Raw genomic sequence first — 9905 nt, forward strand, 5'->3', positions numbered from 1 at the left:
AAGTATCCAATTACTAATAAACCAAGTACAAACCATGATAGACGAAACATTTTTAAGTCCTTAATCGCTTCACTTGGCGTTCTCAATTTCGATACATCATAATTTTTAGGTATGTTTTTTCTGAAATAAATTAATAATACCGAAATCGTTGCTACCAGAGAAAATAAGTTTGGAATAATCATTCGTGAAGCATATTCGACAAATCCAATACCAAAGAAATCGGCTGAAACAATATTAACTAAGTTACTAACAATAAACGGCAGGGATGTTGTATCAGCAATAAACCCACTTGCCATGATAAATGGAAAAATCATTTTTTCTTTAAAATTCAAATGACGTACCATTGCAAGTACAATCGGTGTTAGAATAAGTGCTGCACCATCATTCGCAAATAAAGCTGCGACAATCGCACCCAAAATGCTAATATAGACAAACATCTTGATTCCATGGCCTTTTGCAATTCGTGCCATATGTAATGCTGCCCATTCAAATAATCCAATTTCATCTAATACTAATGAAATAAGAATGATTGCCACAAACGATAATGTTGCGTTCCATGTGATACCAATAACTTCAAGTACATCACTAAATCCCACTACTCCTACGAGTAAAGCAATAATAGCTCCTCCCATGGCAGACCAGCCAATATTTAAATTCTTTGGCTGCCAAATGACTAGGACTAGGGTTAATACAAATATTAAAATTGCGAGTATAAGCGTTGCCTGCAAAATAAGACCTCCAAAATTAACAACAAGAAATTCGTGTACCTTTCTCTTCCAGTTCTTTTAATTTATCATCTTGATCCGGTAATTGATCAAGAATTGGTTTGATAAATGAATAATACTCACTCTTATTATTGACCGAATAAAATATCCATTGTCCTTTTCTTTCTTCTTTAACCAGCCCTAAATCTTTCAGTTTACGTAAATGTTGGCTAATAGATGGTTGGCTGGATTGAAATATTTCAACAAACTCACAAACACAACACGTTTGTTCATCAATTAATTTCAGCATTGTCAGTCTTGTTTTATCGCCAAGTAATTTTAAAATACCGGCAGCTTTCTCCAATTCGATTGTAGTTTGCAGCATTTAAATCCCCCCCTTTTCATTAAATTATAATATAAGTATATAACTATACACTTATATATTCAAATAAAAAATTTTAGTGCAAACTTTATTTTCTATTTTTTAATTCCTCATAGGCTTCCATAAAATGTTCAAAAGAAATGTTTCCAAACGTATTTTCATCATTGCGAAATAGACGATCAAACGTGATTTCCTTTGCTCTCTCTAAAGTACATTGTCTGCTGTTCATAATCAAAGAAAAATATGCCATAAAGTATTCTTTGCTTAAATCACCGCCTTTATTAATAATCATTCAGACCACCTCCAAAAAGAGAAAGTAAATGATACTTTCCCTTTGTTTTTTTATTTCAGCAACACGAATTGCCAGCATTTAAATTCGTACTACATACACCTGTTTCAGGTAACTCCAGTTCGACTTTCTCAGAGGCTTCATAGTCCCCCGACAAATAAGCTACAATGGATCGAACCTGTTCATGTCCAGTTGCCATTAAGAATGTTGGTGCCCGACCATAACTTTTTGCTCCCACGATATAAAAATCTTTTTCAGGTTGTCGCAATTCTTTTTCTCCATGTGGGCGTACTGTTCCGCAACTGTGTATATTTGGATCAATCAAAGGTGCAAGATCTTTAACACTTTCTGTTGCTGAATCAATACTCGTTCTTACCTCACTTAGATTTGAGAAATCTGGTCGATTGCCTGTGTTGACAACCAATTCATCTATATCTGAAATCGTTTTTAACTCTCCTTGTGATTCTCCTGTCAGCTCTATTTTACCTTCTTTTTCATGTATACGTTGAATTCTAAAAGGAGTAACTACTTCAAATATATTTGCATCTACTAAGTTGTGTATACGACTTCCTAATGCTCCTCTTGCCTCAAGTGCATCCAGTTCTTCTCCTCCAAATGCCTCTTTTACGCTATTTTTTCTTAAAACCCATATAATTTCTGTTGCAGGATGTTCTTCTTTTAATTTTGCTAATTCCAATAACGAATTAATAGCAGAATGACCACTTCCGATAACAGCAACACGCTTGTTTAGATAACGGTCTTTATCTTCTCCAAGAATATCTGGAATGCCGTAAAAAATTTGATTTTTTATATCTTTTTCTTCTTTTAACCATATTCCGTTTGAATTTGCAGGATTGGGATTTCCCCAAGTTCCGGTTGCATCTATGACTGCTCTTGCTTCAAATTGTGCCAGTTCGTTACCTTGTTCTGCATAAATCACAAAAGGTTGTTGATCTCGATTGGCTGTTTTCATTTTGTCCGTATTTTTGCGGCTAATGGAAATAACCTTTGTATTCACAAACAAGGACTTTTTGATTTCTGGTGTATTTGCTAACGGTTTTAAATACTGGTCAACTAACTCTTTACCAGTAGGCAATTCATCTTGATTCGGTACATTCCAATCTTGCTTTTTAAGAAGTTTCAATGCCGTCTTATCAATATTATATTTCCAAGGTGAAAAGACTTGGACATGCTCCCATGATAAAATATTTTCTCCCACTTGGGAACCGGATTCCAATAAAATAAATGATTGTTCATAACTGGCTAAATGGGCTGCTGCGGCAAGGCCTACTGGTCCAGCACCAATGACTGCAATAGGTAAATGTTTTTTATATTGCTTATTACTTTCCTGTTGTAGCTCTTCCTGTAGTTGGCAACAATTCGTTTTAATTTCTATACGTTCCATGTTCATCATCCTCCCAAGTTTTATACTAATCAATGTTATTTTATCCTCTTTATAAATTTCTTCTTATATGCTTTATCACGAACTTACTATCAGAGCCAGTCCCTCTTAATGTTGCAGAAGAAAAAGAACGTTGCCCTTCAAGTCCAACATAATAAAGTCCGGAAGTATTCTGGCTGATACCAGCTTTTTGTAACGGTCTTCCTTCAACATCAAATTTTTCGATTGATTTTAGATACCCAAAATCAGAACGATACCCTGTAGCAAAAATCACAGTGTCTACAGGCTCTTGGTCACCTTCTGACCAAACAACACCATCAGGATATAAACGCTCGAACATCTTTTTTTGATTAGGGTTACCAGCTTCTAACTTTTCCTTATATCCAGCCAAATCAACTGCTGAGCTGGGAATTGGAACTTCTTTTCCAAGTCGCCAGAATGGAAACTTATCAAAGCCGATTGCTTTCACCCAATAATGTAAATCTATCCCCATTATCTTTTGTTTTACTAACTGCACAGGCTTTCGAGCTGCAAGCGTAGTGTTACTCTTTTCCGATAATTCCATAGCAATCTGAACGGCTGAATTTCCACTTCCAACAACGATTATTCTTTGACCTATATACTGATCAGGATTTTGATAAGATGAAGAATGAAGATGATTGCCACGAAAAGTATCCATACCATTCATTTGCGGTATATATGGATTATGAAAAGAGCCGGTGGCGTTAATAATCGTTTTTGCTTCATATGATTTTCCGTTAGAAGTTTCAATAGTAAATCCTTTTTGATTACGAGTAACTTTATAAACCCGTTGATTGGTTAAGACAGACAATTTAAACCGTTTGGTATAGGTATCTAAGTAATTGATAACATCTATTTTAGTCGGATATCCTCGTTTGTCTCTGTTCATTCTCATGCCGGGCAAGGAAGATAAACGTGCAGGAGAGAAGAGCTTTAAACTATCATAATAATATGACCATGAACCAGTTGCTTGCGTATTTGCCTCAAGTATTAAATAATTCAAACCGTATTTTGTTAAGTAATACCCCGACGCAAGGCCAGCCTGCCCTCCGCCAATGACGATAGAGTCATAAATCATTTTGCTCCTCCTTTCACTTGCAAAATGCAAGTATTGATTTTTATAAATTTATCTATCTTGGAGCACAGCAAGAACCAATTTTACCCATTGTATTATTAAGTAGCTGAATAGAGCGAAGCACCGTTTCTTTTTCAAAATCAGTCATATGGGCAAATATTTCTTTTAAATAAGTATTTATCTGTTCGTCAATAATTTTAGCTACATTTGTTCCTTCCTTTGTTAACTCAAGTGTATGAATGCGTCGATCATTTAGACTAGGTGTCTTATTAACTAAATTCATTTTTATTAAAGATTGAACTTGTCGACTAAAAGTAGTTATATCTGTCCCTAAAGCTTCTGCAACTTCTTGGACAGACGGAGCGTGTTGACGATTGATTTCATAAAGAATATGGCTTTGAATTAACGAAATATCAAGTCCATCTGCGGAACAACAATTTTTATTCAAAAGACCAAATCGACGTGTCATTATTTGAAAAAGGTCACGAGTATTTTCCATGTATAATTCACCTCTTTAATTGTTATACAATATTTATTTGCAAAATACAAGTAATATATTTGAATTTTAACTAATAAGAGATTTAACTTTGTATAATTGCTTTCTTAATTCAACAACGTCATTTCTTTGAAAGCAATGCTTTCAATTATATTAAAGTGTTCCTGATTTTCTTTCAAGAGTCCCAATTAATAAATAGTTTACAAGAATTACATTGTATATTATTAATCGTTACCAGTATATATAGGTATTTTGAGCTTTTGTACAACTATATTATATGGTTTACATAAAGATAACAGAATGCGTCTATACACATAATATCTCTGCGTGGTTCATAAGAATAATCCATCATGATATTATACTTCATTATATTCTCTTTCGATGCGAATATATGTTCGCTTACATATTATAAGAACGTACATTCGTATATACAATATGAATATGCTAAAAATACCGTGCTAATTTATGGAAGCTAATATAATATTATAGAATCTGGCCATTATGAAACATATTTTGTCTTATAATGATAAACGTTATAAATTAAGAATTTCATGTCACAATCTACATTATATAACCAAAACACCTATCAAGATTCTTTACGAAAATTGATAGGTGTCTTATTTAATAAAATATTTTTACTCATCAAGATCAAAAATTTTGCCTTCTAAACAACTGATATCATCCATTATTCCTTCCTGTTCATAATTAAGTAATCTGATAATCCTTATTAATTCAGGAAGTGCATCCTCTACTGTATACATCTTATCCGAAGCTAAACTATACGTAACATTTAGCAGTATATCTTCCATTTCTACAAAATATAGTTTGCGACTTAATTGGTCTATTAATAAATCTTTAGATGTTTTTACAGATGTCACTTCAACCCTCCTCAACTCATACGCTTATGCGTAAAATACTTATTCCATTATAATATACGCTTAAACGTAAAGTCAATAATAAGGAAGAGGTTTGAAATGAAAAAAGTAAAATTACAACTCAATCAGTTACTTCATCATCATAAAATGTCGCTTACTCAACTGCATGTAAAAACAGGCATTCGTCAAGCTGCATTAAGTGAATTAGCAAACGGCAAAAGACAACGAATCCAATTTGAGCATTTGGATAAAATCGTGGATGCCCTAGATATTAAGGATATGAATGATTTATTTCGTATTGAAGAAGAATGAATAATAGAAGCACCAACATAGCATGTATTTTAAATTATCTAGAATTATGCTATGCAGTATATTTAATTCTACTAACCTTGATTTTATATCTTTTTCTAATTTTAGTTCATATCTAGAAAGTATTATATACAATCCTTATTAAAAATTTTATATCGAATATATCAGCTGTATACCCCAACTAATTCAATGAAATCGATTCTTTTAGATAATCATTCTTTTACCCGTTTAGTAGAAGTTACCATGGATGCAATAACTGGTATATTAAAGAAATAGGATCTAATCCTTTTTCTTTAATATACTCAGATATCAAGACTGTAACGCAAAAACATTTATATTATAGGTGTAAACGAGCACATTATCCTAGCTCCCATTTTTCAAATTAATTCGGTATAAAATCTGAAATAATGTGCTCCGATTTTCAAGCTATTCTGGAATGTGCTCAACTATTTTCAAAATAATTCAGCTCCATACTCCAGAAAAAAGACCCTAAAGCGGGTCGTCAACTTTCGCATATTGATTTAAATCTACACTTACTTTGTAAACTACTTCTCGATGAAGCACGACTTTCACTTCTTTCTCTAATGTGATAAACCAATCTGTATCCTTCTCCAGAAATGCTTCAAAATACTGCTGCTGAATAAGAAGATGAAACGTATATCCTTGATCTAACCAATATGCTTCATGGCCAATCCATAGCCTCCATTCTCTATCATCATAATGAAAAACCAAGATCCCTTTTGTCATCATAAACTACTATCCTCGATAGCCAAGCGTACAACTTCATCATCAATTTGATTTTTCTTTAACTGGGCTCCAAACAGAAGACTATTCACTGTCAATGTGTTAACGACCCTCGGCCAGCCTTGAGAACGCAAACCAATAGCCTCTATTGCTGTATCCGTGAAAATAGGCATGTTTGCACCAGCTAAGTTGAGATGATGCTCTATATACTTTGCGATTTCCTCTTTCTCCAGAGGCTGCATCTCATACTTCATAATCAGTCGCTGCGCTAAGGGGCGATGGTGGTTTATCGATAAGCGTGTTTTGAGATAGGGAAGACCAGATAAAACTAAGATAAATGGGTTCGTTGAATCCATTTGAAAGTTAAATAGTAGTGCTAAATCCTGAAGAAACGAATCTTTCGCCAGGTGCATTTCATCCAGTATAAAAACGGGCGTCACTTTTCGTTCGTGTTTCAGTTGTTCCATTCCTTGTTGAATTTGACGAAATAAATCAACTTTCCGGAATTTCGGTTCTTCTCCAAGTCCATACGCTAAACCGCGATAAAAGTCCATCACTCCTCCTGTGGAAAGAGGGAAGTAGACGATATGATATAGAGACGGATGGAGCGATTCTTTAAAAGAACGCAACGTGAATGTTTTGCCGGTTCCGGCTTCACCTACGAGAAGTCCCATCCCTTTTGTTTCTTTCAAGTAATCAAGAGCGCCAAGTGCTCCTTGATAATCGGTGGATAAAAACGCATTTTCTGCACGTATATCTTTAGAAAACGGTGTTTGTGCCAAAGAATAGAATGTTTTATACATGGGTATCCTCCTCCAGCTCTTCCCGTTTGGTAAATGGAGACCGGACACGTTTGGCGTGGGCATTATCTTTCATTGATACGGGGACTGCCTCTGCTACTTTTTGGTCGTCCTCGAACACAAAAATACCTTTTTCATCAAAACGGACATCGATAGATTGTCCGATAAAACGTGGAGGCACCTCATAAAGCTTTCCGTTTAGCGTAATCGTGCTGTCTGCCTTTACTTTTCGATGCTCTCTTTTCAAGAAAACCGTATCCAGAATCAATGTATCCTCCAAGAAATGCACGTTTTCTAATTGACTTTGATACACTTCATGTGGTGTCTTTCCTTCTAAAGAAGCATGAACCCGGCGATGGTATTCCTCTTCTAACCAGCGCCAGAATCGCTCATTCAATTCCTCCAAAGAGTCAACGGGGTCGGCCTGCAGAAGAGGATAAAATCTGGTTTGGATCGTTTTAAAAATCCTTTCTACCTTGCCTTTAGCACGGGGATCATACGGTTGTGTGTGTATTAACGTAATCCCTAATTGTGCACAAGCATATTGTAGGGTTTCCGAACGATAGATTTTTCCATTATCCGCATAAATGAGATTGGGTTTCCCTCTTCGAAGCAGTGCTTCCTTAGTCACTACTCTAACACCATCAAATTTTTCCGAAGTAAAGAATTGGCCAAATGGCACCAATCGGGAACAATCATCAATGTACAGAATCAAAAATGTTTTTTTCTTTTTTCCATCTATCGAAATATAAGGACCATGCGACAAATCCGCCTGCCATAAATGGTTAACATGTTCATGTGCAAACCTTTTTCGCTCCGGGATGGCACTTATTTTTTTGCCAACAAGGTTGTGTTTTTTCAATAATCGGTTTATAGTAGAGTAAGATATATTATTTTTGTTGATTTCTCCTTGTTTGATGAGCTGTTCGTAGAAAACACTCACAGGCATATGGAGAAATTTTTTTCTTATATACAGGATTTGATCCTGATCTTCCGGCGTTAATCTCCTGGAATTCCCCCGATCTGTTCTTTTCTTCGGCTTTAATGCGATGAATCCACGTTGTCGATAGTGATACAGCCATTCCTTTATTGTTTTTTCTGCCACAGTTCGCTTACCATAATAAGGAACCGAATGCACCTTGCCTTCCAACTGTTCAAAATAAGTCTTGGCATCGATCTGTTCATTTAATAATGGCGCAATTAAGCCATATCGAAATAAAGCTACTTGTTCACGTTCTTTTTCTGTCATGGAATCTTCCTCCTTTTTGATGAGAAGGACGACCGGTCATCCATAAATTTATTCTATCTTTTACGACATCCTTTGAAAACGCAAAAGGTATGTGGAATCGTAATTATTTTTTTGGGTTTTGAAATACGGCTGGATTAATTCGCCATAAAGTAGGTCGATAAGTGATTCCAGCTCCTTCGTAAGAAGGAAGATTCGCCAATATGCATAATCCTTTTCAAATAGTTTAGAGGCTCTTTTTTTCCTTTCTCCATTGTATTTTTTCTCTTCTCCTCATCTACGAAATAACTATGTATCCAAGGAACCCCTTTTAAAAAACGTCGCACATGGAATGTACATAATTGACGGGGACCATTTCCTTTTTTGTTTTCCAGAACTTCTCTTATCCTTTTTAAAATCGTGTGAAGAGTGTATTGAAAATAAGGAAGAAGAAAGTCCGGCAGGATCGAAAAACTCATTTCACACAAAAGACATTTCAATCGGCAGATTGGAATACGTAATGTGGCATCTTCTGTGATTCCATTTCTCCAATAAAAACCGTGACGATAAACATTTCCTCCACCCGTACAATGACAATTTGGACATTGATCCAATACTGGAAATTCATTTTCTTTACCTCTTTGGACGTATTCCTCTATACTTATTTGAAAATCATGGGATAGAATCATTCAAAAACCTCCGAAGGAATTTGAACAAAAATTAGCACATTTCTTCAGAGAAGTACAGCAGTAAAGCCGGAGAAATTTGAAAATTATATTGCTTTTTTAGAAGAAATAATGTGCTCGTTTACATTATAGGATATCTTCACGTTTTCTTATGTCAGCAGACTTACTTCTTGTTTATTTATTGTAACTCTTTTAGAATAGTTTTTATAGCTTTTACAAAATCATTTTTTTCAACGTCGTCAACTTTAACACCGATAGGAAATAAATCATTTTCTAATAATTCGTCAGCATCAAAAGAATGGATATTTGGAACTATAATAAAATGTTCCCCCTTAATTTGCGAATATACTTTTTTATACAGGTTTTTAAAATACTCGTCTTTAAAAGAAAAACCTATAAATAATAAAGTCTTATTACTCATGACCCCATTAAGGAAATGCACTGTTTTTTCCTCTTTATAAAATTCATCATAATCCTCTTTTGTAACTATCATTGATGTATAAGGTTCTACATTCCCATGAAGATGAATAACTTCTTGTTTATCTTCATTTAAAATTTCTGGTAAATCAACCAAATTCTTTAAGATTTTAGGAATTGTATATTGGTCTTGATAATCATTTAAATAATCAGAAACTGCATTATCATAATTAGTAGTAATAATAACCGATGAATTAAGCTCAATAATATCTAAGATATTATGATTAGTACTATCATTTTGGTACCGTCAATAAGTTTGTGTAAATTTGTAGGATATCCTCTCTATTGGGATGTGTTTTCAGGCACCGTCCCCGGGTACCCGGGGACGGTGCCTGAAAATTAGCTCGTTTATTCCCTATTCCCCGTAGCGTTCTTCAAACATATCTTGTAATGCTTGATAAGCGGTTGCGAATCCTCTTA

13 protein-coding genes are annotated in these 9905 nt (G+C 34.7%); 1 reads left to right on the forward strand and 12 read right to left on the reverse strand.

The features are described 5' to 3' along the window. The 7 genes from ACPYKA_RS14655 to ACPYKA_RS14685 all read right to left on the reverse strand — a co-directional run. The coding region (locus ACPYKA_RS14655; RefSeq protein ID WP_479542970.1) for an ArsB/NhaD family transporter at window positions 1-728 on the reverse strand (728 nt) is incomplete at its 3' end. 16 nt (window positions 729-744) lie between these two features. After that, on the reverse strand, window positions 745-1089 hold the full coding sequence (locus ACPYKA_RS14660; protein ID WP_269411380.1) for an ArsR/SmtB family transcription factor: 345 nt from the start codon (window positions 1087-1089) through the stop codon (window positions 745-747). Between the two features lie 85 nt (window positions 1090-1174). After that, window positions 1175-1378, reverse strand: a complete 204-nt coding sequence (locus ACPYKA_RS14665; RefSeq protein ID WP_269411379.1) for a hypothetical protein — start codon at window positions 1376-1378, stop codon at window positions 1175-1177. A 55-nt stretch (window positions 1379-1433) separates the two neighbouring features. Further along, on the reverse strand, window positions 1434-2789 hold the full coding sequence (locus ACPYKA_RS14670) for an NAD(P)-binding domain-containing protein (RefSeq protein WP_439649428.1): 1356 nt from the start codon (window positions 2787-2789) through the stop codon (window positions 1434-1436). Between the two features lie 40 nt (window positions 2790-2829). Beyond that, the gene (locus tag ACPYKA_RS14675) at window positions 2830-3876 is read right to left on the reverse strand and encodes a flavin-containing monooxygenase (RefSeq protein ID WP_269411377.1); all 1047 of its coding nucleotides are present in this window, start codon (window positions 3874-3876) and stop codon (window positions 2830-2832) included. A gap of 52 nt (window positions 3877-3928) precedes the next feature. Beyond that, window positions 3929-4372 (reverse strand): MarR family winged helix-turn-helix transcriptional regulator, encoded by a 444-nt coding sequence (locus tag ACPYKA_RS14680; protein ID WP_269411376.1) that lies wholly within the window; start codon window positions 4370-4372, stop codon window positions 3929-3931. A gap of 632 nt (window positions 4373-5004) precedes the next feature. Continuing rightward, on the reverse strand, window positions 5005-5247 hold the full coding sequence (locus tag ACPYKA_RS14685) for a hypothetical protein (protein ID WP_269411375.1): 243 nt from the start codon (window positions 5245-5247) through the stop codon (window positions 5005-5007). Window positions 5248-5343: 96 nt separating this feature from the next. Between ACPYKA_RS14685 and ACPYKA_RS14690 the strand changes: the two genes are divergently transcribed. Continuing rightward, on the forward strand, window positions 5344-5556 hold the full coding sequence (locus ACPYKA_RS14690) for a helix-turn-helix domain-containing protein (RefSeq protein WP_269411374.1): 213 nt from the start codon (window positions 5344-5346) through the stop codon (window positions 5554-5556). A 486-nt stretch (window positions 5557-6042) separates the two neighbouring features. Here the strand turns inward: ACPYKA_RS14690 and ACPYKA_RS14695 are convergent, their stop codons facing one another. The 5 genes from ACPYKA_RS14695 to ACPYKA_RS14715 form a co-directional block, all read right to left on the reverse strand. After that, on the reverse strand, window positions 6043-6303 hold the full coding sequence (locus tag ACPYKA_RS14695; protein WP_080873408.1) for a hypothetical protein: 261 nt from the start codon (window positions 6301-6303) through the stop codon (window positions 6043-6045). Then, window positions 6300-7100, reverse strand: coding sequence for an ExeA family protein (locus tag ACPYKA_RS14700; protein WP_080873407.1), 801 nt, complete (start codon window positions 7098-7100; stop codon window positions 6300-6302). Before ACPYKA_RS14700 ends, ACPYKA_RS14695 begins: the two co-directional genes overlap by 4 nt. Beyond that, window positions 7093-8346, reverse strand: a complete 1254-nt coding sequence (locus tag ACPYKA_RS14705) for an IS481 family transposase (RefSeq protein ID WP_080873406.1) — start codon at window positions 8344-8346, stop codon at window positions 7093-7095. The genes ACPYKA_RS14700 and ACPYKA_RS14705 overlap by 8 nt, the downstream gene beginning before the upstream one ends. A 134-nt stretch (window positions 8347-8480) precedes the next feature. Beyond that, a complete protein-coding gene (locus tag ACPYKA_RS14710) occupies window positions 8481-9011 on the reverse strand; it encodes a DUF6431 domain-containing protein (protein ID WP_080873405.1) in 531 nt (176 codons plus the stop codon). Window positions 9012-9186: 175 nt separating this feature from the next. After that, entirely contained in the window at window positions 9187-9702 is a 516-nt protein-coding gene (locus ACPYKA_RS14715; RefSeq protein WP_479542971.1) for an SIR2 family NAD-dependent protein deacylase, read from the reverse strand. Between the last annotated feature and the right edge of the window lie 203 nt (window positions 9703-9905).

This window comes from Pseudogracilibacillus amylolyticus (SeqCode) (genome assembly GCF_051918545.1).
Classification (GTDB): Bacteria; Bacillota; Bacilli; order Bacillales; family Amphibacillaceae; genus Pseudogracilibacillus.